We start from the raw sequence: 24,662 nt of genomic DNA, 5'->3' as shown, positions 1-24,662 counted from the left end.
GCGGCCGTCGCGGCCGTCGCTGTCGTGGCCGGGTTCGCCGGATCGGCCGGACTGACCGGACTGGCCGTCGGGGCCGTCGCCCTCGTGTCCGACCGTGCCGGCCGCCGCGACGACGAGGATCCGGGTGCCCGGCTCGGTCGCCCGCCACCGGTGCGGTACGCCACCGGACAGGAACAGCGTGTCACCGCGCTCCAGCCGGTACGCCCGGCCTTCCGCCTCCACCTCGGCGGCGCCGTCCGCGATGTACATCAGCTCGTCGCCGTGGTGCTGGAACTCGCGCCCGGTGTCCTGCTCCCCGGTGTACTCGGTGGCGCGCAGCTGGTGCCTGCCGCGCACCACGCACCGCACGCCCGCGCCGCCGTCGTCCTCCCCGGCCCGTACGACATCGACCGTACGTCCCAGGTCGGCGGCGGCGGTCAGCTCGGCCGCCGTGGTCTCCAGCGCCTCGGCCACCCGCTCCAGGGAGCGGGTGCTGGGTCTGGCACGCTCGTTCTCGATCTGGCTGAGGAACGGCACCGAGAGTCCGCTGCGGGCCGCGACCGTGGCCAGGGTGAGGGCCAGGGACTTGCGACGCCTCCGGACGGCCGTACCGACCCGAAGAGTTTCCTTGTCGTCCATCGCTCCGGCTCCCTCCCTGTCTCGTGGCTGTCGACACTGAGTGCAGCCTACGCAGCTTCACCCGCCGGTTCCGTACATACGGCAGACAAGGCCCTCTGTCCAGGACAGCACCAAGGGGTGGGCTTCGCCACAAGGCGATGCCCACCCCCGACGGTACGGCCGGCGCGGATCAGCCCGCGGTCGGCGCCATCTTCTGCGCGATGCCCGGGTTCTCCTTCATCCAGGCCCGCACGGCTTCTTCCTCGTGTCCGGTGCCGCGCTTGCGGATCTCGTTCTCCAGGCCGCCGAGCTGCTCCTCGGTCAGCTTGAAGTCCTTGAACCACCGGGTCAGCCGCGGGTAGTCCGCCGGGAACTCCTTGCTGCCGACGATGTGCAGCCGGTCACCTTCGCCGAAGAGCTTCTTCGAGTCCTTCAGCTTGGTCATCGGGTACGCGTCGTACGCCCAGTGCGGGGTCCACAGGAGGACCGCGACGGGCTCCTTCCCGGCGTACGCGCGCTTCAGCTCGGCCAGCATTCCGGGCGTGGAGCCGTCGACGACCTCGTACTCCTCGTCCAGGCCGTAGCCGGGCAGGACGTTCTCCTTGAGGTTCTCCATCGTCGCCGTGCCCGGCTCGATGCCGATGATGCGGCCCTTGAACTTCCCGCCCTTGCCCCTGAGGTCCTCGAGGGTCCTGACGTCCTTGACGTACGAGGGGACCGCGACCTCGATCGACGTCGGCCCGTACCAGGAACCGATGTCGGTCAGCTTGTCGCCGTACTTGTCCCAGTAGTTCTTCTGCGTGTACGGCAGCCAGCCGTCGAGCTGCACGTCGACCTGGCCGCGGGCCATCGCGGCGTACATCGGGCCGACCTCGAACTGCTTGAGGTTGACCGTGTAGCCGCGCTCTTCGAGGACTTCCTTCCACAGGTACGTGGCGGCGATGTCCTCCTCCCACGGGAACCAGGCCATCTCGATCGCGCGGTCGCGCTCGTCCTTGCCGTCGGCGGCCTTGGAGGTCTTGGCGACGGGCGCCCACTTGTCGGCGAGGCCCGGGTTGTCCTTCAGCCAGGCGCGGACGGCGTCCTGCTCCTTGCCCTTGCCGCCCGCCTGGATCGCCGCTTCGAGACCGGTGAGCTGCTCCTCGGTCATCCTGAAGTCCTTGAGCCACCTGCCGACGGCCGGGTTCTCGTCGGAGAAGCCCTCGCGGGTCAGCGTGTGCACGCCGTCGCCCTTGCCCCAGGCACCCTTCGGGTCCTCGAGCTTCTTCAGGTCGTAGGTGCTGTACGCCCAGTGCGGGGACCACAGTGTGGTGACGATCGGCTCCTTCTTGGCGTACGCGCGCTTCAGCTCGGCGAGCATGCCGGGCGTGGAGCCGTCGACGACCTCGTACTCGCCCTCCAGACCGTACTCCTCCAGGACCTTGTCCTTGAGGAGGCCCATCATTCCGGCGCTGGGCTCGATGCCGACGATGCGGCCCTTGAACTTCCCGCCCTCGCCCTTGAGGTCTTCGAGGGAGTCGACGCCCTTCACGTACGAGGGGACGGACAGCTCCAGGGAGGTCGGGCCGTACCAGGAGCCCATGTCCTCCAGCTTGTCCTGGTACTTCGCCCAGTACTTCTCGTGGGTGACCGGCAGCCAGGCGTCGGTCTGGATGTCGATCTGGCCGGTGGACTGGCCGGTGTAGAGCGAGCCCGCCTCGTACTGCTTGGCGTCGACCTCGTAACCGCGCCGCTCCAGCAGTTCCTTCCAGAGGAAGGTGGAGGCGATGCCCTCGTCCCACGGGATGTAGCCCATGGAGATCTTCTTGCCCTTGCCGACGTTCGCGGGGTCGTCGCCGGCGGTGGCGGACTCCGTGCCGCCGAACATGCTCAGGCCGCCCGCGACGAGGGCGAGGACGACGACACCGGTGAGCGCGACGGCCGGCTGCGGGCGGTGGTTCCAGATCTTCGGCCCGCCCTTCACGGCCCCGGCCCTGGCGAGCGCGCGGCGGCCGAGCGGGGAGACCTGGTGGCCCAGGGCGCCGGTCATCCGGTCGAGGTACATGGCCAGGATGACGATGGACAGACCGGCCTCGAAACCGAGACCGACGTCGATGTTGCCGAGCGCGCGGTAGACCGCGCCGCCCAGGCCGCCCGCGCCGACCATGCCGGCGATGACCACCATGGACAGGCCCAGCATGATGACCTGGTTGACACCGGCCATGATGGTCGGCAGCGCGAGCGGGAGCTGTACGCGCAGCAGGGTGTTGCGCGGGCTGGTGCCGAACGCCTCGGCGGCCTCGACGAGGTCGCCGTCGACCTGGCGGATGCCGAGTTCGGTCATCCGGACGCCCGGGGGCAGCGCGAAGATGATCGTCGCGATGATGCCGGGGACCGCGCCGACGCCGAAGAAGAGCACGCCGGGGATCAGGTAGACCATCGCCGGCATGGTCTGCATGAAGTCCATGACGGGGCGCGTCACGGCGCTGACCGTCCTGGAACGCGCGGACCAGATGCCCAGGGGAACGGCGATCACGAGCGTGATGACGGTCGCGACGAGCACGAGCGACAGGGTCGACATGGCGTCGTCCCACATTTCGATCGAGTCGATCAGCGCGAAGCCGGCGAAGGCGAGGACGCCGGCGGTCAGGCCGCGCAGCCAGCAGGCGACGACGGCGAGGATACCGGCGAGCAGCAGCGGTTCGGGGGCGGCGAGGACGGAGTAGATGCCGTCCTGCATGCCGCTGATGACGGTGCTGGCCGCGTCGAAGACCGGGGAGAGGTGGGTCTGGAGCCAGTCGACGGCGCTGTTGACCCACTCGCCCATGGGGATCCTAGGCACCGGCGATCACCTTGCTCGTGGAATCGCTCATGGGATCGAGCGTCGAACCTGCTGCCGGACTGCTCGTGGAGTCGGCCGCCGGGCCGCCGGGCGCCGTGCCCCCGGGAGGTTCCGCCGACGCCATGGGCTCACCGAGCGCCGCGAGCAGCCTGGCGGGCGGTACGACGCCGACGAGTGCGCCGTCGGCGCCGGTCACGGCGACGGGCGCGCCACTGGTGGAGCAGGGGGTGAAGAGTTCGATGACCGGGGTGTCCTCGGAGACGGTCGCGGGGGCGGCGTCCAGGACGTCCTGCGCGTCGCGCAGCTGCCGGCCGTCGGCCGTCTCCGTACCGAAGACAGTCTCGGGGGCGTCCATGACGGCGCCCGCGGTGAGCACCCGGGAGCGGTCCACGTCCTGCGTGAAGGAGGCGACGTAGTCGTTGGCCGGGGTGACGAGGATGTCCTCGGCGGTGCCCAGCTGGACTATGCGTCCGTCGCGCATGACGGCGATGCGGTCGCCGAGGCGCATGGCCTCGTTGAGGTCGTGGGTGATGAAGACGATGGTCTTCTTCAGCCGCTTCTGGAGTTCGAGGAGCTGGTCCTGCATGTCGCGGCGGATCAGCGGGTCGAGGGCGCTGAACGACTCGTCCATCAGCAGGAGGCCGGCGTCGGTGGCGAGCGCGCGGGCCAGGCCGACGCGCTGCTGCATGCCGCCGGACAACTCGTCGGGCCAGGACTTCTCCCAGCCCTTGAGGCCGGCGAGCTCCAGGGCCTCGGTGGCGCGCTTCTCGCGCTCGGCGCGCGGGACGCCCTGCACTTCGAGGCCGTATCCGGCGTTCTCGAGAACGCTCCGGTGCGGGAAGAGCGCGAAGTGCTGGAACACCATGCTGATCTTCGAGGAGCGCACCGCGCGCAGGGCGGCGGGGCTCAGTGCGGTGAGGTCCTGGCCGTCGAAGAGGACCCTGCCCGCCGTCGGCTCCAGCAGCCCGTTGAGCATCCGCAGCAGCGTGGACTTGCCGGATCCGGACAGTCCCATGACCACGAAGATCTGCCCCGGTTCGACGGTGAACGAGGCGTCGATCACGGCGGCCGTCGTCCCGTCGGCGCGCAGCTCGTCACGGCCGGCTCCGCCTTCGAGCTTGCGTACCGCCTCTTCGGGTCGGGTGCCGAACACCTTGTACAAGTGATCGGCCTGCAGCCTGGACACATACACCTCACGCGTTGAACCGGGAACGGCTCACCCCTCCCCCGGCCGGTGAGCCGTGGAGCAGTACGGATTCGGCCGTTTCACCCATCAAGAAGTTGAATTCGAAATAGGGTCCGCTCCGAGCCGGCGCCTGCCCCTCGTCGCACAACGCAAACACAAGAGTGATACAGGTCACTTCCGGCCGCTTTCGCGGTGTGCGGCATGATCGGGGTGTGACGCGACGCCTGATGCTCCTCGACACCGCTTCCCTCTACTACCGCGCCTACTTCGGAGTCCCGGATTCCGTCCGCGCCCCGGACGGTACGCCGGTCAACGCCGTACGCGGCCTGCTCGACTTCGTCGCACGGCTGGTCCAGGACCACCGGCCCGACGAACTCGTCGCCTGCATGGACGCCGACTGGCGGCCGCACTGGCGGGTCGAGCTGATCCCCTCCTACAAGGCGCACCGCGTCGCACAGGAGGTCGCCGCCGGACCCGACGCGGAGGAGACCCCCGACACGCTCGCCCCCCAGGTGCCGGTCATCGAGGAGGTGCTCGACGCCGTCGGCATCGCCCGGGTGGGCGTCGATCCGTACGAGGCCGACGACGTGATCGGGACGCTCGCGGGCCTCGCCACCGGGCCCGTCGACGTCGTCACCGGCGACCGCGACCTGTACCAGCTGGTCGACGACGCCCGCGGGGTGCGAGTGCTGTACCCGCTCAAGGGCGTCGGTTCGCTCCAGGTCACCGACGAGGCGTGGCTGCGCGGGAAGTACGCCGTGGACGGCCCCGGGTACGTCGACCTGGCGCTCCTGCGCGGCGACCCGAGCGACGGCCTGCCGGGCGTTCCCGGGATCGGCGAGAAGACGGCCGCCAAGCTCCTCGACGCGTACGGCGACCTGGCCGGGATCATGGCCGCCGTCGCCGACCCGGCGTCGAAGCTGACGCCCTCGCAGCGCAAGCGGCTGGACGAGGCGCGGGACTACATCGCCGTGGCGCCGAAGGTGGTGCGCGTCGCCACCGACGTACCCCTGCCGGACTTCGACCCGGCGCTGCCGGCCGAACCGCGGGACCCGGCGACGCTCGACGAGCTGGCGGCGCGGTGGGGACTGGGCGGCTCACTGCAACGGTTGCTCGGCGCCCTCCACGGCTAGGGTGTTAACTTAGGTAAGCCTAAGCACCGACAGTCAGGGAGAGCGCCGTGGCGGAACGACCGGCCCGTAGGACACCGCAGGCCCGTGAGGCCCGGGTGGTGCGCACCGAGCGGATCACGCCGCACATGGTGCGCGTCGTCCTGGGCGGCGACGGGCTGGCCGGTTTCGCGGCCGGCGAGTTCACCGACCACTACATCAAGGTGCTGTTCCCCCCGGCGGGCGTGACGTACCCGGAGCCGTTCGACATGGCCCGCATCCGGGAGGAGTTCCCGGCGGAGCAGTGGCCGGTCACCCGGACGTACACGGTGCGCGCCTGGGACCCCGTACAGCGCGAACTGACCGTCGACTTCGTGGTGCACGGCGACGAGGGCCTGGCCGGCCCGTGGGCGGCGCGGGTGCGGCCCGGCGAGACGGTGCGTTTCCTCGGTCCCGGTGGCGGCTACGCGCCGGACCCGGCGGCCGGCTGGCATCTGCTGGTGGGCGACGAAAGCGCGCTTCCCGCGATCGCCGCCTCCCTGGAGCGGATGCCGGAGGGCGCCGTCGTGCACGCCTTCGTCGAGGTGGCGGGGCCCGAGGAGGAGCAGAAGGTCACCACGCCCGACGGGGTGACGGTGACCTGGCTGCACCGCGGCGGCAATCCGGTGGGCGAGGCGCTGATCGCCGCCGTGCGCGGCCTCGACTTCCCCGCGGGCGATGTCCACGCCTTCGTCCACGGCGAGGCGGGTTTCGTGAAGGACCTCCGCCGCCACCTGCGCATGGACCGCGGGATCGCGCGCGAGCGGCTCTCCGTCTCGGGCTACTGGCGGCTCGGCCAGGACGACGACGCCTGGCGCGCGGTCAAGCGCGAGTGGAACGAGCAGGTCGAACGCGAGCAGGAGTCCGCCGCCTGACCCCGCTCCTCTCCCCTGGTCCGTACGGACGCGCCCCGGCCCCCTGCTGACACCGGTCACCGGGGGGCCGCCCTGCGGCTCCCTCTCGTCCTGATCGCCCTCCTCGGCCCTCCTCGCCCTGCGAACGGTGCGGGCCGAGGCGATCATGAGGAGAGAAATCTCCTGCGCACCGGACCAATCCGGCGGGACGTCGGCTCCGAATGTGCGGTGAAGCCTGCCCCGGGCCCGGTCCGGGCCGGCCCGGTCCGCACCGTGGAGGAAAGCCGCGTGAACGAAGTCGTGCACATCGGGGGAATCGCCCCGGCGCCACCCGACCTCCAGAAGTTGCTGGGGAAGGTGGCCCGGGGTGACCAGGATGCCTTCAGCCAGGTCTACGACGCGGTCTGCGGGCCCGTACTGGGCCTGGTGCGCGCGGTGCTCCGCGACCCGGCCCAGTCGGAGGAGGTCACCCAGGAGGTGCTGATCGAGGTCTGGCGGAGCGCCTCGCGCTTCCAGCCGTCCCGCGGTTCGGCCATGACGTGGGTCCTCACGCTGGCGCACCGGCGGGCGGTGGACCGGGTACGGTCCGCCCAGGCGTCGTCGGACCGCGAGCGGAAGGCGGCGCTGCTGGAGCACACGCCCGCCTTCGACGAGGTGACCGAGGAGGTGGAGAGCCGGCTCGAACGCGAGCAGGTACGGCGCTGCCTGCGCACCCTCACCGAACTGCAACGGCAGTCGGTGACGCTCGCCTACTACCGGGGGCTGGCCTACCGCGAGGTGGCCGAACTGCTGGCCATACCGCTCGGCACGGTCAAAACACGCCTGCGCGACGGACTGATCCGGCTGCGCGACTGTCTGGGGGTCGGCGCATGAGCACCGCGGAGCTGCACACGCTGACCGGGGCGTACGCCCTGCACGCCCTGACCGCCGAGGAGCGTGCCGAGTTCGAGCTGCACCTCGAGGACTGCCCGTCCTGCACGCAGGAGGTGCGGGAACTCACCGCCACCGCGGCGCGGCTGGGGCTCGCGATGACCGTGACACCACCCGCCGCCCTCAAGGAGCAGGTGATGCGGCGGATCACCACCGAACGCCAGGACCCGCCCAGGGTTCCCCTGCCCACCCAGGTGCCGTTCCACAGGCGCCGGAGCCGCGTCCTGCCGCGCCTCGTGCTCGCCGCCTGCCTGGCCGCGGCCGCCGCCTTCGGCGGGGTCGCGGTGTGGCAGCACCAGGAGGCGCAGGACGCCCAGGAACAGGCGCAGCGGGCGCAGCAGCAGTCCGAGACGCTTGCCTCGGTCCTCACCGCGCCCGACGCCAAGGTCACCACGGGAAAGATCGCGGACGGCGTGACCGGCACGGTGATCGTCTCGCGTGAGCGCGACAAGGCGGCCTTCCTCGCGTCCGGGATGCCGGAGCCGCCGAGCGGCAAGGTCTACCAGCTGTGGTTCGACGACGGCGGCACGATGCGGTCCGCCGGCCTCATGGACCGGTCCGCGCTCTCGGGGCCCGCGACGGCGGTGCTGATGGACGGCCCGGTCGGCACGGCCCGCGGGATGGGCATCACCGTCGAACCGGCGGGCGGCTCGGCGCGGCCGACCACGGACCCTCTGGCCCTGATGAACTTCCGGACCGTGTAGGAGCAGCGTCCGCCAAGACACGCAAGGCTGCACGAGAACACACAAGAACGCGCAGGATGAAGACAGGGAACCCCCCATGAGTGCTGTTGCCGTCGTGCTGTTCACCTCGGATCTGCGGCTGTACGACCAGCCGGTGCTCCGCGCGGCGCTGCGCCGGGCAGACGAGGTGGTGCCCCTGTTCGTCCTGGACCGGGGCGTGGCCCGGGCCGGCTTCGACGCGCCCAACCGCCGCGCGTTCCTCGCCGACTGCCTGGCCGACCTGGACGCCGGACTGCGGGAGCGGGGCGGGCGCCTGGTGGTCCGTACCGGCGACGTGGTGGAAGAGGTCGGCCGGGTGGTGGCCCGGACCGGGGCCCAGGAGGTGCACCTGGCGGGCGGCGTGAGCCACTACGCGGCGCGCAGGGAGGAACGGCTGCGCGCCGCTCTCGGGAGCGTGCGGTGCGCGCTGCACGTCCACGACGCCGTGATCACCGCGGTTCCCCCCGGGCAGGTCACGCCGGCCGGCAAGGACCACTTCGCTGTCTTCACTCCGTACCTGCGCAAGTGGGAAGAGGCCGGTGTGCGCGATGTGATGGCGGCGCCCCGGGCGGTGCGGGTTCCGGACACGGCCACCGGCGATCCGCTGCCGTCGCGCCGGGCGGTCGCGGGAACGTCGCCCGGCCTCGCCAAGGGCGGTGAACAGGAAGGCCGTGAGCGGCTGCGCGCCTGGCTGGCGGACGGCGTCGAAGCGTACGGGGAACGCCAGGACGACCTGTCGGGGGACGCCACTTCACGGCTCTCCGCACATCTGCACTTCGGTTCCCTCTCCGCGACCGAACTGATCCACCACGCACGGCACAAGGGCGGCCCGGGCGGGGACGCGTTCGTACGCCAGCTGGCCTGGCGGGACTTCCACTACCAGGTCCTCGCGGCCCGCCCCGCCGCGTCGTGGGCCGACTACCGCACGCGCGGCGACCACTGGCGCACGGACCAGCAGGAGATCACCGCCTGGCAGGAGGGCCGTACCGGATATCCCGTGGTGGACGCGGCCATGCGCCAGCTGCTGCACGAGGGGTGGATGCACAACCGCGGCCGGCTGCTGGTGGCGAGCTTCCTGACCAAGACGCTGTACGTCGACTGGCGGGTGGGCGCCCGGCACTTCCTGGACCTGCTGGTGGACGGAGACGTCGCCAACAACCAGTTGAACTGGCAGTGGATGGCCGGTACCGGGACCGACACGCGCCCCAACCGGCTGCTCAACCCGCTGGCGCAGGCCGGCCGCTTCGACGCCGAGGGCGACTACGTGCGGCGCTGGGTGCCCGAACTCGCCGGCCTCGCGGGGGCGGCCGTCCACCGGCCGTGGGCGGTGACGGGACCGGAACGGGCCCGCATCGACTACCCGGAGCCGGTCGTGGACCTCGCCGACGCCCGCGCGCGCTTCGAGCGGGCCCGCGGTCTGAACTGACCGGCATCGCTCCCCCGCAGATCGGCCGTCCGCACGAGGATTAATCAAATCCGGCGAACGACCAATCCGCAGCCCCCGTGGCACCGAATACCGGGTGTGAGCAGAGATAAGGGAGCAACGGCAGCGCGCGACCGAGGTCCGCGCGGGGCAGTGCGCCCGGTGCGCGTCCGCCTCGCCGCTCCCGACGGGCTGCGCTCGGGGTTCCCGCCGCTGTACGGAGCGGAAATCGTCCCGGGGAGCCGTACGGCCGGAAGCGGGTCCTGTCCCAGCCGTCGGCAGCGCGGTCGCCGACCGCGCCCCCTGCCGCGAAGGACCGCGCCGTACGGGCCTCCCGGACCGTCGGCGAACCGGCGCTCCAGCCCGGCACCCCGCGACCCCGTCGTTCTTCACCACCCTTTCTTCCCCCCTGTGTACGTATCCCTTGAAGGAGAACACCATGAGCACTTCCCGTTTCCAGCGCATCGCCGTCGTCGTCGCGGGTGCGGCGCTGCTGCCCCTTTCGCTGACCGCGTGCTCCAGCGGCGACACCAAGGACAGTGACGCCGCCGCCACGTCGGCCGCCGAGCAGAAGTCCTCCGACTCGCCGGACTCCGCGACGGGCAGCACCGCGTCGACCATGGACAAGCCGTTCGGTCCGGGGTGTGCTTCGGTCCCGAAGGACGGCGCGGGCAGCTTCGACGGCATGGCCAAGGACCCGGTGGCGACCGCCGCGTCGAACAACCCGGCGCTGTCGACACTGGTGACCGCGGTCAAGAAGGCCGGTCTGGTCGACACGCTCAACAACGCCGAGAACATCACGGTGTTCGCGCCGACCAACGACGCCTTCGCGAAGATCCCGAAGGCCGACCTCGACAAGGTCCTCAACGACAAGGCCACCCTCACCAAGATCCTGACCTACCACGTCGTGGGCGAGAAGCTCACCCCCCAGCAGCTCGAGAACGGCTCCTACGACACGCTCCAGAAGAGCAAGCTGACGACTTCCGGCTCCGGCGAGTCCTACAAGGTCAACGACACCGCGAACGTCGTCTGCGGCAACGTCCCCACCGCCAACGCCACCGTCCACATCATCGACACCGTCCTGATGCCGAAGTAGACCGGCAGGGAGGACTTGGGCGCGTCCCTCCGGTCGGTCACCCTGTGTCCTGTATCCCGTTCCTGCCACCCGGCGGGAACCGGATGCAGGACCTGGCGCTCATCCGCCGCCTCCAGACCGCCGCACCGCGGCGCGAGGGGGTACGACGGGACACCACTCCGGCCCCCGGGCCACCACCACCCCGTTGCCCATGACGGTACGGAACGCGATCCCGAGGTCCGGCTGGTCGAAGGCCCGCTCCGTCTCCCTCATCAGCTCGCCGATGTGCCGCGGATCGGCCAGGAACAGTGACGGCCTGGGCCCGAACCGCCAGCGCACCATGTCACCACGTGCCCGCAGTTTTTCGAAGAAGGCGAGCGGGTCCTTTCCGAACCGCGGCAGATTGCCGAGGACCGGCACCCCGCGCGGCCCCTCCACGGTCGTCATGGCCTCCTCCCGCCCCGGCCCCCGCTTCTGGACCTGCCCTTCCCCCTGCGCCCGCGCGTCGGCGGCCGCACCGTGCCCGTGCCCGTGGTCATGACGGTCCCCCCTGTTCGGACGGCGCGCGTCGCGTCGCGTCGTGCGCTGTGCAGGACTCCATCGAAGCGCACCGGTCCGACACCGCACCACCCCTGTGGATAACTCACAACCACACGTCACACAAGCCTCGTTGGCCCCACACGCGCGCATGCGCCGCCCCCCTCAAGGGGAGCGGCGCACCATGGCGGAGCCAGACGGACCGGACGGAGCCGTCAGCCCACCGACGAGTAGGCGACAACGCCCCGCAGTACGGCGTCGACCGCCTTGCGTGCGTTCTTCGTGACCGTACTGCCTTCGGCCGAGGACGGCGCGGCCGCCGCGATCTGCCCCAGTACGTCGATGACCTGCTTGCACCAGCGGACGAAGTCGCCCGCAGGCATCTCCGCCTCGCGCAGCACCTCGTCGAGTCCCTTGCCGGAGGCCCACATGAACACCGCCCAGGCGAAGCCGAGATCGGGCTCGCGCTGTCCGACCCCCTCCGCCTGATTGATCTTGAAATCCTCCTCCAGGGCGTCGAGCCTGCCCCAGATGCGGACCATCTCGCCCAGCGCGCTCTTCGCCGGCCCGGTGGGCACCTTCGGCGCGACCGCGTCGTCCGCCTGGCGCGCCTCGAAGACCAAGGCCGAGACGCAGGCGGCCAGTTCGGCCGGATTCAGCCCTTCCCACACACCCTCGCGCAGGCACTCGGACGCCAGCAGGTCGAGCTCGCCGTAGAGCCGGGCGAGCCGCTTGCCGTGCTCGGTGGCCGCGTCGCCGCGCAGGTAGTCGAGCTCGGTCAGCAGGGCGTAGATCCGGTCGAAGGTGCGGGCGATGGTGTTCGTCCGTCCCTCGATGCGCCGCTCCAGCTGCTTGGTGTCGCGCTGGAGCCGGTGGTAGCGCTCGGCCCAGCGGGCGTGGTCCTCGCGCTCGTCGCAGCCGTGGCACGGGTGCGCGCGCAGTGCGGCGCGCAGTCGCGCGATCTCACGGTCGTCGGCCGCCACCGCGCGCTGCTTGCGGTTCCGCTCCGGCTCGATGTGCCCGGCCTTGGTCCGCAGCGCGGAGGCCAAATCACGACGCGACTGCGGGCTGCGCGCGTTGAAGGACTTCGGAATCCGCATCCGCTCCAGCGCCTCCACCGGCACCGGGAAGTCGATCGAGGCGAGCCGCTTGACCTGCCGCTCGGCGGTCAGCACCAGGGGCCGCGGCCCGTCGTGCTGGTCGAATCCGCGGTGCCCGTTGGCGCGCCCGGCGGGCAGCCCCGGATCCAGCACCAGCGCCAGTCCCGCGAACTTGCCGGTGGGCACATGGATGACATCGCCGGGCTTGAGCTTCTCCAGCGACGCGGCCGCCGCGACCCGCCGCTGCGTGGCGCCCTGCTTGGCCAGCTCGGTCTCGCGGTCCTTGAGCTCACGGCACAGCCGCGCGTACTCCTCGAAGTCTCCGAGGTGGCAGGTCATGCCCTCCCGGTACCCCTGGATGCCCTCTTCGTTCCGCTGGACCTGCTTCGAGATGCCGACGACCGACTTGTCGGCCTGGAACTGCGCGAAGGAGGTCTCCAGCAGCTCGCGCGAGCGGTGCCGCCCGAACTGCTGCACCAGGTTGACCGCCATGTTGTACGACGGCTTGAAGCTGGAACGCAGCGGGTACGTCCGCGTCCCGGCCAGCCCCGCGAGCGCGCCCGGGTCCATGCCGCGCTGCCACAGGACGACCGCGTGTCCCTCGACGTCGATGCCGCGCCGCCCGGCCCGGCCGGTCAGCTGGGTGTACTCGCCGGGGGTGATGTCGGCGTGCTGCTCGCCGTTCCACTTGACGAGCTTCTCCAGCACCACCGAGCGGGCCGGCATGTTGATGCCGAGCGCCAGCGTCTCGGTCGCGAAGACGGCCTTGACCAGCCCTCGTACGAACAGCTCTTCGACGACCTCCTTGAAGGTCGGCAGCATGCCGGCGTGGTGCGCGGCGATGCCCCGCTCCAGGCCTTCGAGCCATTCGTAGTACCCGAGGACGTGCAGGTCCTCGCCCGGGATGGACGCCGTCCGCTCCTCGACGATCTCGCGCACCAGCTGGCGCTCGTCCTGGTCGTTGAGGCGCAGGCCCGCGTACAGACACTGCTGCACGGCGGCCTCGCAGCCGGCCCGGCTGAAGATGAACGTGATCGCGGGCAGCAGTCCCGCGCTGTCGAGCCGCTCGATGACCTCGGGCCTGCCGGGCGTCCAGATGCGGCTGCGCTGCCTGCGCTCCCGCTCCCGGTCCGCCTCCCGCATGTTCCTGCCCCGGCGGCGGTCGCGCGTGAACGGGTTGCTGTTCTCCATCCGCGCCATGCGCACCAGGTCGGGGTTGACCTCGCGCCGGCCGCCCCGGCCGTCGTCGGACTCCTCGAAGAGGTCGTACATCTTGCGTCCGGCGAGCACGTGCTGCCACAGCGGCACGGGCCGGTGCTCGGAGACGATCACCTCGGTGTCGCCGCGGACGGTGTCCAGCCAGTCGCCGAACTCCTCCGCGTTGGAGACGGTCGCCGACAGCGACACCAGCGTCACCGACTCGGGAAGGTGGATGATCACCTCTTCCCAGACGGCGCCGCGGAAGCGGTCGGAGAGGTAGTGCACCTCGTCCATCACCACATAGGCGAGCCCGCGCAGCGCCTGCGAGCCCGCGTACAGCATGTTCCGCAGGACCTCGGTGGTCATGACGATCACCGGGGCGTCGGCGTTGACGCTGTTGTCGCCGGTCAGCAGTCCGACCTTGTCGGCGCCGTAGCGCCTGGCCAGGTCCTGGTACTTCTGGTTGGACAGCGCCTTGATGGGTGTGGTGTAGAAGCACTTGCGGCGCTCGGCGAGCGCCAGGTGCACGGCGAACTCGCCGACGATGGTCTTGCCCGAGCCGGTCGGGGCGGCCACGAGCACGCCTTTGCCGGCCTCAAGGGCTTTGCATGCCTCGATCTGGAACGGATCCAGCTCGAAGTCGTACAGCTCGCGGAAGGGCGCAAGCGCGGTGGCCTGCTCGGCGGCGCGGATCCGGGCAGCGGCATATCGCTCAGCTGGGGAAAGGTCCTCTGTCATCTTGCCTTCGAGCCTACCCGCCACGTATGACAGTCAGCCGGATCTTTAATCGACAACCGCAGGACCACGGAGCTTCCCGGACCGCGCCGGTCACCCGGCGGGCCCCGTGGGGTCAGGTGACGTCGTCGTAGCCGTTCAGCTGCTTCGTCCGGGATCCGACGCTCTCGGCGCCCGCCTGCTCGGGCAGGGCGCGCGCGGCGGGGACGGCCTCGACCGCGCCGACCGCCTCCGGGGTGAGGTCGAGCACCGATGCCTCGTCGTCGTCCAGCTCGGTGTCGGGGTTGTTGCGGGCCCGCCGCTTGTCGTTCAGCAGCGAGAATCCGACCGCCATGAAGTAGAAGACGGTGATCGGCCCGGCCAGGGCCAGCATGCCGACCGGGTCGGTCGTCGGTGTGATCACGGCGCCGAAGAGGAAGACGCCCATGATGACGCCGCGCCACCACTGGAGCATGCGACGGCCGGTGAGCACGCCCGTGAGGTTGAGCATCACCAGCACCAGCGGCAACTCGAAGGCGAGGCCGAAGACGAGCACCATCCGCAGGGTGAAGTCGAGCACGTCCCCCAGGGACAGGATGTTGGCCGAGCCCTCCGGCGTCAGGCTGATGAGCACCTTCACGCTGACGGGGAGGATGAGGTACGCGAGGTACGCGCCGGCCGAGAACAGCGGCACAGCGGCGCCGACGAAGGCGTACGTGTACTTCTTCTCGTTCTTGTGCAGCCCCGGCGCCACGAACGCCCAGAGCTGGTACAGCCAGACCGGGCTCGCGAGGACGAGGCCGGCGGTGAGGCTCACCTGGATCGTCACGCTGAACGGAGCCATCAGCGTGTTGAAGGAGACGATCGCGCAGTTGCCGCCGTCGCTGGTGACGTCCGGCCCGCACTTGGGCACCGAGTGCGTCAGGAACGACATGAGCTCTTCGCTGTACACGAGGGCCACGATCGTGACCACCATGATGGCCAGCAGGCCCTTGGCGAGCCGGTTGCGGAGCTCGCGCAGGTGCTCCACGAGAGGCATGCGCCCCTCGGGGTCCTTCTCCAGTTTGGGGGCAGACTTGAGCAACCCACGTCCTCATCTCGTGCGGCAGGCGGTCACCGCTCGTCGCGGTGCCTGCGGCGGCCCAGGTGTCAGCGCTTGGTCGTGTCGGTCGGCTCGGTCACCGGGCGCGAGCTCGTCACGTCGCCCGGCGCGGCCTTGATCGTACGAGGCGCGGGCATGGTCTGGTCCTGGGCGGTGCCCGTCGCGTGCGGCGGGTCGGCCGGGGCGCTCTGGTCGTCGTCCTTCTTCATCGCCTTGGCCTCGCTCTTGAGGATGCGGGCCGACTTGCCCAGCGAGCGGGCCATGTCCGGGAGCTTCTTGGCACCGAACAGCAGGATGATGACGACGAGGATGAGAATGATCTCGGTGGGGCCGAGCCTACCCATAGCTTTTTACCTTCTTCACCGAGGCGACAGGGAGTCTGATGCCCGACCGGCCGGACGCTTGTCCGGTCGCCGCGCTGGCTGCGATCGTAACCCGCGGGAGTAAACGCGGGGCAATGCCTGTGCGTACTTCGAATTGCGGCCCGCGCCTCGCTCGAGAAGCCGCTCCACCAGCCTACGCCCCGGTCACTCGCCGGTGGAGGCCGCGCTTCCTACCGCCAGGATTCGCCACTGCGCGCCAGGTTCCCGGCCGCGCGCTCCAGGTTCTCCGCGGCGGCGTTGATCTCCGCCGAGGTGTCGGCGACCTGGCGGCCCAGACGCTGGACCTCCAGGAAAACCCGGATCGCCAGGACGCCGAGTACGGCGAGACCGGAGAAACCAAGAGCGATTGCGAGCATCGGCCAGAGCATGCGCAGAGCCTAGACGGTCAGACGGTGGAGTGGAGTCGCAGCGTCCGCACGCCGCCGCCGGTGAGGAGCTCGACGATCCGCTCGCCCGCCGGCTTGCGGACCGCCGCCGCGCACTCGGGACAGGTGAAGGAGTAGAAGGTCGTACGGCGGCTGGCGCCGATCGCGAGGCGCAGCGAGCCCGCGGACAGTTCGAAGCGGGCGCCGCAGTCGGGGCAGCCGGCCTTGAAGAGGACCGGACCCACCTGGGCGTGAATCCCCTGGGTGGGAATACCGGGCAGTAGCGACATGTCCACCGATCTCCTTACGCCTGGCCGGAACTCTCGTACGCCGCGAGCGCCTCGCGGGCCGCCTCCCGCGCGCTGGCCACCAGTTCCGGGGGCGACACGATGTGACCGTCCCCGCCGAGGCGCAGGGCCAGCCGTCGCAGCGAGGCCGGTTCCGGCGTGCGCAGGGTGATCCGCAGACCGCCGTCGGGCAGTTCTTCCGCGCTGTCGTGCGGGTAGTACTCGGCGACCCAGCGGCCGCCGGGCCCGACCTCCACCACGACCTCGGGGTCGTCCGCCGAGGGCTGGACCAGCCCCTCCGACAGGTCCCGCAGCTCGATCTCCGGCGGTACGGACGGCTCGTCGAGCAGTCTGATCTCGGCGACCCGGTCGAGCCGGAACGTACGCCGCGCCTCGGAGTGCCTGCACCAGGCCTCCATGTACGTGTGCCCCAGGGCGAAGAGCCGGATCGGGTCCACCTCGCGTTCGGTGAGCTCGTCGCGCGCCGGGGAGTAGTAGCGCAGCCACAGCCGGCGCCGCTCCGAGATCGCCCGGTCGACCTCGGCGAAGACGCCTCCCTCGGACTCGAAGGTCACCGACAGCCTGGAGCTGGCGCCCGCCGCCTCGCCCGCCGCGGCCTCCAGCTTCGCGGTGGCCCGCAGCAGCGCCTGCCGGTCGCCCTCGCGCAGGCCGGGAAGGGTGGAGACGGCGCGGGCGGCGACGAGCAGCGCGGTGGCCTCGTCGGCGGCGAGCCGCAGCGGCTCGGCGACGTCGTCGGGGTTGTGCCACCAGATCCGGTCGCCGTCGGTGTCGATGTCGAGCAGGTCGCCGCCCCGGAAGCTCGTTCCGCACATGGGCAGGACGTCGAGGTCGGAGATCAGCTCGTCCTCGGTGATCCCGAAGGCGCGGGCGACGTCGCTGACGTGCGCGCCGGGGCGCTCGCGCAGGTACGTCACCAGGGACAGCATCCGCCGGGTCTGGTCGATCGCGTTCGTGACCATGCGTCGTGGTCCCCTCAGTCCTTGGCCACGGCGCGCAGCCGGTCCATGACGTCCGCCCGCAGGTCAGCGGGGGCCAGTACGACGACCTCGGGGCCGAGCTCGACGAGCCCCGCGTCGAGCCCGTGGCCGTACGGGATCTCCAGCTCGTCCCAGCCGTCGCCCAGGTCCCGCACGGCCGTGGCCCTGGCCCGCAGCGGATAGCCGGAACCCGGACGCAGCCTGATCCGGGCCGTGCGGGTGGCGGTCTCGCCCGCCCAGCTCTCGACGGTCTCGCGCACGGTCACGACGTCCGGCACCTCGGCGGTGAAGGCCCCCGCGCGGGAGCGGACCTTGCCGGTGATCCGGGAGAGCCGGAAGACGCGCTCGGCGCCGCGCTCGCGGTCCCACCCCGCGAGGTACCAGTGGCCGCGCCAGCACTCCAGCGTCCACGGTTCCACGTGCCGGGTCTCGGCGCGGGCGGCGTTCGCCTTGCGGTAGTCGAAGACGACGGGGCGCCGGTCGCGGCAGGCCAGCATCAGCGGCTCGAAGGCCGTCTCGTGCACCGGAATCCGCGGTTCGAGGGCGCTGTGGTGGCCTTCGTACGGGTCCTCCGCCTCCGGCATGCCCGCTGCGCGCAGCTTCTGCAGCGCGCCGCTGGCGGCGCCGGCGAGGCGGGCCTGCTGCCAGACCTTGGCCGCGAGGCCGAGGGCGGCGGCCTCCTCGGCGTCGAGGGTGATGGGGGGGAGCCGGTTGCTGTCGCGGCGGGCCAGGTAGCCGACCTCGCCGTCGAGGTTCTCGACGGTCTCGATGACCAGGCCGAGTTCGCGCAGATCGTCCTTGTCGCGCTCGAACATCCGGTTGAAGGAATCGTCGGTGCCGGCCTCCAGGTAGGCCTCGATGGACCCCCGCAGCTCCCGCTTGCTGAGCGGACGCCGGGTCCCCAGCAGGCACAACGCCAGGTTCATCAACCGCTCGGCCTTGGCAATCGCCATCGGCACCCTCTCTCTTGCTCCACGACCCTCGACCGTACCGCTCCGGGGTGTCCCGGCAAAAGCCGAGGGTCCATGCCGGACGGCATGGACCCTCGTACCTCGTACCGCTCGTGCTTGATCAGACCGCGACGAGGTCGCAGACGAAGATCAGCGTCTCGCCCGGCTTGATGGCGGCGCCGGCGCCCTGGTCGCCGTACGCGAGGTGCGGGGGAATGATCAGCTCGCGGCGACCGCCGACCTTCATGCCCTGCACACCCTGGTCCCAGCCGGCGATGACGCGGCCGGCACCGAGCGGGAACTGCAGCGGCGTGCCGCGGTTCCAGCTGGAGTCGAACTCCTCACCGGTGGAGAAGGCCACGCCCACGTAGTGGACCTTGACGTTCTGGCCCGCCTGAGCCACCGCGCCGTCGCCCTCCCAGATGTCCCTGATCTGCAGGTCCTTCGGCGGCTCGCCACCCGGGAAGTCGACCTCGGGCTTTTCGATGCTCACGGAAAATGCTCCTCTGTACTACGAACTGGGCAACCTGGACAGTCTTACATCACCGCGAGAATGTCCACCTGGAAGACCAGCGTCGAGTTCGCGGGGATGGCGTCCTGCTTCTTGTCGCCGAAGGCCTGGTCCGGCGGGATGACGAGGAGCACACGGCTGCCGGCCTTCTTGCCGACCAGGCCGTCCTTGAGACCCTTCAGGGTGACCTGCGGGAGCGCGAACTGCTGGGTCTTGCCCTGGGCGTAGGTGCTGTCGAAGAGCTTGCCGTCCTTCCAGATCAGTCCCTGGTAGGCGACGGTCACCGTGTCGGCCTCCTTCACCTTCGCGCCGTCGCTCTCCAGCACGTAGCCGGAGACCAGCTTCTTCGGCGGGTCGGACTTCTTCGGCACGGTGACCTTCGGCGCCTTGCCGTCGGTGTTGGTGCCGATCCTGGGCAGGTCGATGTTGTCCTGCGCGACCTCGCTGCCCTTGGCGGACGCGGGGATGGACTTGGCCTTCAGGATGTCCACGACGAAGACCAGGGTGGCGTTGGGCTTGATCGTGGGGGGCTGGCCCTGCGCGCCGTAGCCGTCCTCCGGCGGGATGACGAGCTGGACGCGGCTGCCGACCTTCTGGCCCTCCAGGCCCTTGTCCCAGCCGGGGATGACCATGCCGGCGCCGAGGGTCAGCGGGAACGGCTGCTTGCGGTCGAAGCTGTTGTCGAAGGGCTTCGTGGAGTCCCACTGCTGGCCGAGGTAGTTCACCTCGATGGCGTCACCCTTCTTGAGGGTCGCAGCGTCGTCCTTGCCCTTGCTGAGGACCTCTGCCTTGAGTTCCTTGGGCGGATCGCCCTCCCCCTTGGCGAGGGTCGGCTTCTCGCCGAACTTGGCGCCCGCGGTGATCGCCGGCATTCCGTTCTTCGACGAGGTGGAGTCGGAGCCCTTGTCGTCGCTGCCGCACGCCGCTGTCGAGAGCAGCAGCAGGGGGACGACAAGTAGGCCGGCAAGTCGGCGCACGTGTTCCTCAGATCTCAGACGGCACAGTAGTGCCCGCCACTCTAAGGCGTGGCCGGGCCCCGCACGAGGAACGTGCGGGGCCCGGGTTGCGTTCCCCGCCGGGTTCGCGACGGCCGGATCACCTCCGGATCACATACCGGCGATGAGCTTCTCCACCCGGTCGTCCACCGACCGGAAGGGGTCCTTGCACAGCACGGTGCGCTGCGCCTGGTCGTTGAGCTTGAGGTGCACCCAGTCGACGGTGAAGTCCCGCCGCTGTTCCTGGGCCCTGCGGATGAAGTCGCCGCGCAGCCGCGCCCTGGTGGTCTGCGGAGGCACCGACTTGCCTTCGAAGATCTTCAAGTCGTTGCAGATGCGGGCGGCTTGCCCCTTCTTCTCCAGCAGGTAGTAGAGCCCGCGCCGACGGTGGATGTCGTGGTACGCGAGGTCTATCTGGGCGACCCGGGGGTGAGACATGGTCATGTTGTGCTTGGCCCGGTAGCGCTCGATGAGCTTGTACTTCATGACCCAGTCGATCTCGGTGCCGATCCGGTCGAGGTCCTCCGCCTCGATCGCGTCGAGCGCGCGGCCCCACAGTTCGAGGACCTGCTCGACCGTGCCCGTACGGATGCCGCGGCGGTCCACGAAGTCCACGGCCTTCTCGTAGTACTCGCGCTGTACCTCTATGGCGGAGGCCTCGCGGCCGCTGGCCAGCCGCACCTTGCGCTGACCGGTGGTGTCGTGGCTGACCTCGCGGATGGCCCGGATCGGGTTCTCCAGGGTGAGGTCGCGCATCACCGTGCCCGCCTCGATCATGCGCAGGACGAGGTCGGTGGCGCCGACCTTGAGCAGCATGGTCGTCTCGGACATGTTCGAGTCGCCGACGATGACGTGGAGCCTGCGGTAGCGCTCGGCGTCCGCGTGCGGCTCGTCGCGGGTGTTGATGATCGGCCGGGAGCGGGTCGTCGCGGAGCTGACGCCCTCCCAGATGTGCTCGGCACGCTGGCTGACGCAGAAGACCGCGCCACGCGGGGTCTGCAGCACCTTGCCGGCTCCGCAGATCAGCTGCCGGGTGACGAGGAACGGGATGAGGATGTCCGCGAGCCTGGAGAACTCTCCGTGGCGCGCCACCAGGTAATTCTCGTGGCAGCCGTAGGAGTTTCCCGCAGAGTCGGTGTTGTTCTTGAAGAGATAGACGTCGCCCGCGATTCCCTCCTCGTGCAGGCGGCGTTCGGCGTCGACGAGCAGACCTTCGAGAATGCGCTCGCCCGCCTTGTCGTGGGTGACGAGCTCGGTCACGTTGTCGCATTCGGGAGTTGCGTATTCCGGATGCGATCCCACGTCGAGGTAGAGGCGGGCGCCGTTCCGCAGGAAGACATTGCTGCTGCGGCCCCATGACACAACACGGCGGAAGAGGTAGCGCGCCACTTCGTCAGGAGACAGTCGGCGCTGTCCCCTGAACGTGCACGTGACGCCGTACTCGTTCTCCAGCCCGAAAATGCGGCGGTCCATGACTGAACATTACGCCTGATGGCCTGTCCTGAAACCGGGTTCGGCCGCACCGATTCGATCATTTTCGCAAGGCATTGCGACGGAGTCCTTGGGAAGGGGCGTGACAAGGGGAATCGCGAGAACCCGCCGAGTGGCCAGCAGGACCAGTAGCGCGGCGACTCCACCGGCCGCCGCGACGGCGAAGCTCGCGGCGGTGCCGCCGTGCTCGACGGCCGGTCCCGCGGCCCCGGTTCCGGCCGCCGCGCCTACGCCGAAGGTGGTGACCAGCCAGGAGAAGGCCTCGGTGACGGTGCCGCGGGGGGCGTGCCGGTCGACGACGATGAAGGCACAGGCGAGCGCGGGTGCGAGGAAGACGCCGGAGACCGCGGCCAGTACGACCATCGCGGGGATGCCGGGGGTGAGCATCAGCGGCAGGTAGCCGGCCGCCAGCAGCGCGACCAGGAACCGCAGCCGTCGCTCGGGGGCGCCGGCCCACTGCCGGGCGCCGTACACCAAGCCGCCCGCGAGCGCGCCGAGGCCCAGCGCCGCCATCAGCCAGCCGTACACCGCCTCCCGGCCGTGGTCGTCGGCGTACGCGACACCCGCGACGGTGATCGAGCCGAGGGCGAGGCCGACGAAGAAGAACGCGCCGAGGAGGGCCAGCAGGCCCGGCGAGCGCAGGGCGCCCAGCCAGTGGGCCTCGCGGGGCGCCGAACGCCAGGCACGCGAGGGCTCGGAGAGCACGACCGAGAGCGCGCCCAGCACGCCCACCGCGTTGATGACGAGGAGGGCGGCCGTCGGCGACCGGAGCGCCACGAGCAGCGTGACGAGCAGGGGACCGACGGTGAACATGATCTCCTGGGCCACCGCGTCCATGGCGTACGCCCGGTGCACCCGGTCCTCGCGGCCGAGCACATTCGGCCACAGGGCCCGCAGGCCCCCCTCCAGGGGCGGCGTGAAGAGCCCGGCGAACGCCACGGCGGCGTAGGCGAGCGGCAGCGGGTCGATCCCGGCGAAGGTGAGCAGGACCATGCCGAGGGCCGACAGGACGGCGGCGGGGAGCTGTACGCGCGGCTGCCCGTGGAGGTCCACGGCGCGGCCGAGCAGCGGCTGCCCGACGGCGTTGCCGAGCCCGTACACCGCGGCGAGGCCGCCGGCCAGCGAGTAGCTGCCGCCCTCGGCGCGGGTGAAGAGCACGATCGCGATGGGGGCGGTGGCGTTGGGGAGCCGCCCCACCAGGGTGCCCGCCAGCAGGCGCGCGGCGTGCCGCGTCCTGAGGAGTTCCGCGTATCCCGCGGCCATGTTTGCCCCTCTCCGCTCCGGCACGCACCGAAGTTTTACGTATAACGTCCTGTGTCATACGTACCATGAGCCAGGCCGCGGGTCCACCTCGCGGCGGAAAGCCGTTGCTGCGGAGGCACGAGTGACCAGCCCGGACGACACCCACGACGCCGGCCGCCCGGCGGCGCCCGCCACGACGCCGACCAGCAGGGACGTCGCCCGCGCCGCCGGGGTCTCGCAGGCCACCGTGTCGCTCGTGCTCGGCGACAAATGGCGCGGGCGGGTCTCGGAGCGCACCGCGGGCCTGGTGCGCGAGGCGGCGCGGGGGCTCGGGTACCGGCCCAACCTCGCCGCCCGGAACCTGCGGCTCGGCAGGACCAGGACCGCCCTGCTCGTCGTGCCCGCCCTCACCAACGAGTTCTTCGCCCGGGTCTACGCGGGCGCCGCCCGCACGGCCGCCGAGCAGGACTTCGGCGTCGTCCTCTACCCCTCCCCCGACGGGACGGGGCCCGCCCGGGACCCCTTCGCCTCGGCCCGGGCCGCGCTGGACGGCGTCATCGCGTCCTCCATGGCGGCCGGCTCCCTGGGGGCGATCCGGGGCGCGGGGCTGCCGCTCGTGATGCTCGACAGCGATCCGGCGGACCCGGGCGCAGCCGCGCACGTGAACCTCGACATCGCCGACGGGATGCGCCAGGTGACGGAGCATCTGCTCGCCCTCGGCCACCGCCGGTTCGTCCACCTCGCGTCGGCCGTGGACTCCTGGACCTTCGACGTACGCTCCGGAGCGCTCCGCGCCGCGCTGCGCCGGGCCCCCGACGCCGTCGTACGCACGGTGCCGGCACCCCTGGACGTACACGGCGCCCGGCGCGCCGCCGAGCTGGCGCTCACCGGTCCCGGGCCCCGGCCGACGGCACTCGTCTGCGACGACGACATCCTCGCGGCGGGCGCCTGCAAGGCGCTGCGGCGGCTGGGCCTGCGGGTGCCCGAGGACGTCTCGGTCACCGGCTTCGACGATCTGGCCCTCGCGACCGCCGTGGAGCCCGAACTCACCACCGTGCGGCTGCCCGCCGAGCAGGTCGGGGAGCGGGGCATGGCGGCGCTGCTGGCCGTCCTGGACGGCCGCAGGCCCGAGGGCGGCGACCTCCCGGTGGAACTGATCGTCCGCGGCTCCACCGCACGCGCCTGACAGGTCTCCGGCACGCCCGCGCCCCGGGCCGCTGGGCGGTCCGGGGCACAGGCCGGGATGTGCCGGAGCGGTTACTCCCCGGCGTCCTCGGTGTCCTCGGTGTCCGAAGGGGTGTCGGTGGGCGCGGCCGCGTCGCCGTCCGCCTCCAACAGGCGGGTCAGCTGACGGCCGACGATCCGCTTGAACTTCCGCTCCTGCGGCCGCGTACGGTCCAGGACCGCGACCTCGAGCCGCTCGGCGGGGATCTCCCGCTCGCTTCCGTTGGTGTCCCGCGAGAGCGCCTGCACGGCGAGCTTGAGCGCCTCCGCCAGCGTCATCCCGTCCCGGTGGCGCTGGTCGAGGAAGCTGCTGATCTGCTCCGCGTTGCCGCCGACCGCGACCGAGCCGTGCTCGTCCACGATCGAACCGTCGTGCGGCAGCCGGTAGATCTGATCACCCTCGGGCCGGGCGCCGACCTCCGCGACGACCAGCTCCACCTCGTACGGCTTCTCCCCGTTGCTGGAGAAGATCGTGCCCAGCGTCTGCGCGTAGACGTTGGCGAGGCCACGGGCCGTCACATCCGCACGGTCGTAGGTGTATCCGCGCAGATCGGCGTACCGGACGCCGCCGATTCTGAGGTTCTCGTACTCGTTGTACTTGCCGGCGGCCGCGAAGCCGATCCGGTCGTAGATCTCGCTGAACTTGTGCAGCGCACGGGACGGGTTCTCGCCGACGAACACGATGCCGTCGGCGTACTGCAGCACGACAAGGCTGCGACCGCGGGCGATGCCCTTCCGGGCGTATTCCGCCCGGTCGGCCATGGCCTGCTGGGGTGAGACATAGAACGGCGTCGACACCGGCTATCC

22 protein-coding genes and 1 pseudogene are annotated in these 24,662 nt (G+C 70.8%); 7 read left to right on the top strand and 16 right to left on the bottom strand.

Going from position 1 to position 24,662, the window contains the following annotated elements:
* Positions 1–99 precede the first annotated feature (99 nt).
* The 3 genes and pseudogenes from ABD374_RS09460 to ABD374_RS09450 all read right to left on the bottom strand — a co-directional run.
* Positions 100–618 (bottom strand): annotated as a pseudogene (locus ABD374_RS09460) (helix-turn-helix domain-containing protein); the annotation flags it as partial.
* A gap of 169 nt (positions 619–787) precedes the next feature.
* Entirely contained in the window at positions 788–3,403 is a 2,616-nt protein-coding gene (locus ABD374_RS09455) for an ABC transporter permease/substrate binding protein (RefSeq protein WP_425577173.1), read from the bottom strand.
* A gap of 7 nt (positions 3,404–3,410) precedes the next feature.
* Positions 3,411–4,604, bottom strand: a complete 1,194-nt coding sequence (locus ABD374_RS09450; RefSeq protein WP_344493391.1) for a quaternary amine ABC transporter ATP-binding protein — start codon at positions 4,602–4,604, stop codon at positions 3,411–3,413.
* Between the two features lie 227 nt (positions 4,605–4,831).
* On the opposite strand from ABD374_RS09450, the gene ABD374_RS09445 reads away from it, so the two are divergent.
* The 6 genes from ABD374_RS09445 to ABD374_RS09420 all read left to right on the top strand — a co-directional run bounded on the left by ABD374_RS09445 (position 4,832) and on the right by ABD374_RS09420 (position 10,777).
* Entirely contained in the window at positions 4,832–5,737 is a 906-nt protein-coding gene (locus tag ABD374_RS09445; protein WP_344493449.1) for a 5'-3' exonuclease, read from the top strand.
* A 47-nt stretch (positions 5,738–5,784) separates the two neighbouring features.
* Positions 5,785–6,627, top strand: a complete 843-nt coding sequence (locus tag ABD374_RS09440) for a siderophore-interacting protein (protein WP_344493389.1) — start codon at positions 5,785–5,787, stop codon at positions 6,625–6,627.
* Positions 6,628–6,894: 267 nt separating this feature from the next.
* Positions 6,895–7,479: a sigma-70 family RNA polymerase sigma factor gene (locus ABD374_RS09435; RefSeq protein WP_344493387.1), complete on the top strand. Its 585-nt coding sequence runs from the start codon at positions 6,895–6,897 to the stop codon at positions 7,477–7,479.
* Entirely contained in the window at positions 7,476–8,240 is a 765-nt protein-coding gene (locus ABD374_RS09430) for an anti-sigma factor (RefSeq protein ID WP_344493385.1), read from the top strand. Before ABD374_RS09435 ends, ABD374_RS09430 begins: the two co-directional genes overlap by 4 nt.
* Positions 8,241–8,316: 76 nt before the next feature.
* The gene (locus ABD374_RS09425; protein WP_344493383.1) at positions 8,317–9,684 is read left to right on the top strand and encodes a cryptochrome/photolyase family protein; all 1,368 of its coding nucleotides are present in this window, start codon (positions 8,317–8,319) and stop codon (positions 9,682–9,684) included.
* A gap of 436 nt (positions 9,685–10,120) precedes the next feature.
* Positions 10,121–10,777 (top strand): fasciclin domain-containing protein, encoded by a 657-nt coding sequence (locus ABD374_RS09420; protein WP_344493381.1) that lies wholly within the window; start codon positions 10,121–10,123, stop codon positions 10,775–10,777.
* 99 nt (positions 10,778–10,876) lie between these two features.
* Here the strand turns inward: ABD374_RS09420 and ABD374_RS09415 are convergent, their stop codons facing one another.
* The 12 genes from ABD374_RS09415 to ABD374_RS09360 form a co-directional block, all read right to left on the bottom strand.
* Positions 10,877–11,203 (bottom strand): cytochrome P450, encoded by a 327-nt coding sequence (locus ABD374_RS09415; RefSeq protein WP_425577171.1) that lies wholly within the window; start codon positions 11,201–11,203, stop codon positions 10,877–10,879.
* 305 nt (positions 11,204–11,508) lie between these two features.
* Positions 11,509–14,331: a DEAD/DEAH box helicase gene (locus ABD374_RS09410; RefSeq protein ID WP_344493379.1), complete on the bottom strand. Its 2,823-nt coding sequence runs from the start codon at positions 14,329–14,331 to the stop codon at positions 11,509–11,511.
* A gap of 112 nt (positions 14,332–14,443) precedes the next feature.
* Positions 14,444–15,391 (bottom strand): twin-arginine translocase subunit TatC, encoded by a 948-nt coding sequence (tatC, locus tag ABD374_RS09405; RefSeq protein WP_486388624.1) that lies wholly within the window; start codon positions 15,389–15,391, stop codon positions 14,444–14,446.
* A 65-nt stretch (positions 15,392–15,456) separates the two neighbouring features.
* The gene (gene tatA, locus ABD374_RS09400; RefSeq protein ID WP_344493377.1) at positions 15,457–15,753 is read right to left on the bottom strand and encodes a Sec-independent protein translocase subunit TatA; all 297 of its coding nucleotides are present in this window, start codon (positions 15,751–15,753) and stop codon (positions 15,457–15,459) included.
* A gap of 209 nt (positions 15,754–15,962) precedes the next feature.
* Entirely contained in the window at positions 15,963–16,160 is a 198-nt protein-coding gene (locus ABD374_RS09395) for a hypothetical protein (protein ID WP_344493375.1), read from the bottom strand.
* Between the two features lie 17 nt (positions 16,161–16,177).
* Positions 16,178–16,447: a hypothetical protein gene (locus tag ABD374_RS09390; protein WP_344493373.1), complete on the bottom strand. Its 270-nt coding sequence runs from the start codon at positions 16,445–16,447 to the stop codon at positions 16,178–16,180.
* A gap of 14 nt (positions 16,448–16,461) precedes the next feature.
* Positions 16,462–17,424, bottom strand: a complete 963-nt coding sequence (locus ABD374_RS09385; RefSeq protein ID WP_344493371.1) for a helix-turn-helix transcriptional regulator — start codon at positions 17,422–17,424, stop codon at positions 16,462–16,464.
* Between the two features lie 14 nt (positions 17,425–17,438).
* Positions 17,439–18,395 carry a helix-turn-helix transcriptional regulator gene (locus ABD374_RS09380; protein WP_344493369.1) on the bottom strand — a complete coding sequence of 319 codons (957 nt, stop codon included), beginning with the start codon at positions 18,393–18,395 and terminating at the stop codon, positions 17,439–17,441.
* A 118-nt stretch (positions 18,396–18,513) separates the two neighbouring features.
* A complete protein-coding gene (locus tag ABD374_RS09375; protein ID WP_344493367.1) occupies positions 18,514–18,885 on the bottom strand; it encodes an FKBP-type peptidyl-prolyl cis-trans isomerase in 372 nt (123 codons plus the stop codon).
* Positions 18,886–18,929: 44 nt separating this feature from the next.
* Entirely contained in the window at positions 18,930–19,880 is a 951-nt protein-coding gene (locus ABD374_RS09370; protein WP_344493365.1) for an FKBP-type peptidyl-prolyl cis-trans isomerase, read from the bottom strand.
* A 129-nt stretch (positions 19,881–20,009) separates the two neighbouring features.
* Positions 20,010–21,371 carry a Pup--protein ligase gene (gene pafA / locus ABD374_RS09365; protein WP_069929580.1) on the bottom strand — a complete coding sequence of 454 codons (1,362 nt, stop codon included), beginning with the start codon at positions 21,369–21,371 and terminating at the stop codon, positions 20,010–20,012.
* 9 nt (positions 21,372–21,380) lie between these two features.
* Positions 21,381–22,652, bottom strand: a complete 1,272-nt coding sequence (locus tag ABD374_RS09360; RefSeq protein ID WP_344493362.1) for an MFS transporter — start codon at positions 22,650–22,652, stop codon at positions 21,381–21,383.
* Positions 22,653–22,773: 121 nt separating this feature from the next.
* On the opposite strand from ABD374_RS09360, the gene ABD374_RS09355 reads away from it, so the two are divergent.
* Positions 22,774–23,817, top strand: coding sequence for a LacI family DNA-binding transcriptional regulator (locus ABD374_RS09355; protein WP_344493360.1), 1,044 nt, complete (start codon positions 22,774–22,776; stop codon positions 23,815–23,817).
* Positions 23,818–23,888: 71 nt separating this feature from the next.
* On the opposite strand, the gene prcA is transcribed toward ABD374_RS09355, so the two are convergent.
* Complete coding sequence (gene prcA / locus ABD374_RS09350) at positions 23,889–24,653, bottom strand: proteasome subunit alpha (RefSeq protein ID WP_344493358.1); 765 nt, start codon at positions 24,651–24,653, stop codon at positions 23,889–23,891.
* Between the last annotated feature and the right edge of the window lie 9 nt (positions 24,654–24,662).

Source organism: Streptomyces enissocaesilis (assembly GCF_039533765.1).
In the GTDB taxonomy this organism is placed as follows: domain Bacteria; phylum Actinomycetota; class Actinomycetes; order Streptomycetales; family Streptomycetaceae; genus Streptomyces; species Streptomyces enissocaesilis.
Note: the sequence above shows the minus strand (reverse complement) of the source record. Positions and strands in the feature narration are given on the sequence as shown.

Excerpts from the sequence above, each read along its gene's own strand:
- ABD374_RS09455 (WP_425577173.1), bottom strand. The coding sequence starts at position 3,403 with ATGGGCGAGTGGGTCAACAGCGCCGTCGACTGGCTCCAGACCCACCTC.
- ABD374_RS09445 (WP_344493449.1), top strand. The coding sequence starts at position 4,832 with ATGCTCCTCGACACCGCTTCCCTCTACTACCGCGCCTACTTCGGAGTC.
- ABD374_RS09430 (WP_344493385.1), top strand. The coding sequence starts at position 7,476 with ATGAGCACCGCGGAGCTGCACACGCTGACCGGGGCGTACGCCCTGCAC.
- ABD374_RS09425 (WP_344493383.1), top strand. The coding sequence starts at position 8,317 with ATGAGTGCTGTTGCCGTCGTGCTGTTCACCTCGGATCTGCGGCTGTAC.
- ABD374_RS09420 (WP_344493381.1), top strand. The coding sequence starts at position 10,121 with ATGAGCACTTCCCGTTTCCAGCGCATCGCCGTCGTCGTCGCGGGTGCG.
- ABD374_RS09415 (WP_425577171.1), bottom strand. The coding sequence starts at position 11,203 with ATGACGACCGTGGAGGGGCCGCGCGGGGTGCCGGTCCTCGGCAATCTG.
- ABD374_RS09410 (WP_344493379.1), bottom strand. The coding sequence starts at position 14,331 with ATGACAGAGGACCTTTCCCCAGCTGAGCGATATGCCGCTGCCCGGATC.
- tatA (WP_344493377.1), bottom strand. The coding sequence starts at position 15,753 with ATGGGTAGGCTCGGCCCCACCGAGATCATTCTCATCCTCGTCGTCATC.
- ABD374_RS09395 (WP_344493375.1), bottom strand. The coding sequence starts at position 16,160 with ATGCTCTGGCCGATGCTCGCAATCGCTCTTGGTTTCTCCGGTCTCGCC.
- ABD374_RS09390 (WP_344493373.1), bottom strand. The coding sequence starts at position 16,447 with ATGTCGCTACTGCCCGGTATTCCCACCCAGGGGATTCACGCCCAGGTG.
- ABD374_RS09385 (WP_344493371.1), bottom strand. The coding sequence starts at position 17,424 with ATGGTCACGAACGCGATCGACCAGACCCGGCGGATGCTGTCCCTGGTG.
- ABD374_RS09380 (WP_344493369.1), bottom strand. The coding sequence starts at position 18,395 with ATGGCGATTGCCAAGGCCGAGCGGTTGATGAACCTGGCGTTGTGCCTG.
- pafA (WP_069929580.1), bottom strand. The coding sequence starts at position 21,371 with ATGGACCGCCGCATTTTCGGGCTGGAGAACGAGTACGGCGTCACGTGC.
- ABD374_RS09360 (WP_344493362.1), bottom strand. The coding sequence starts at position 22,652 with ATGGCCGCGGGATACGCGGAACTCCTCAGGACGCGGCACGCCGCGCGC.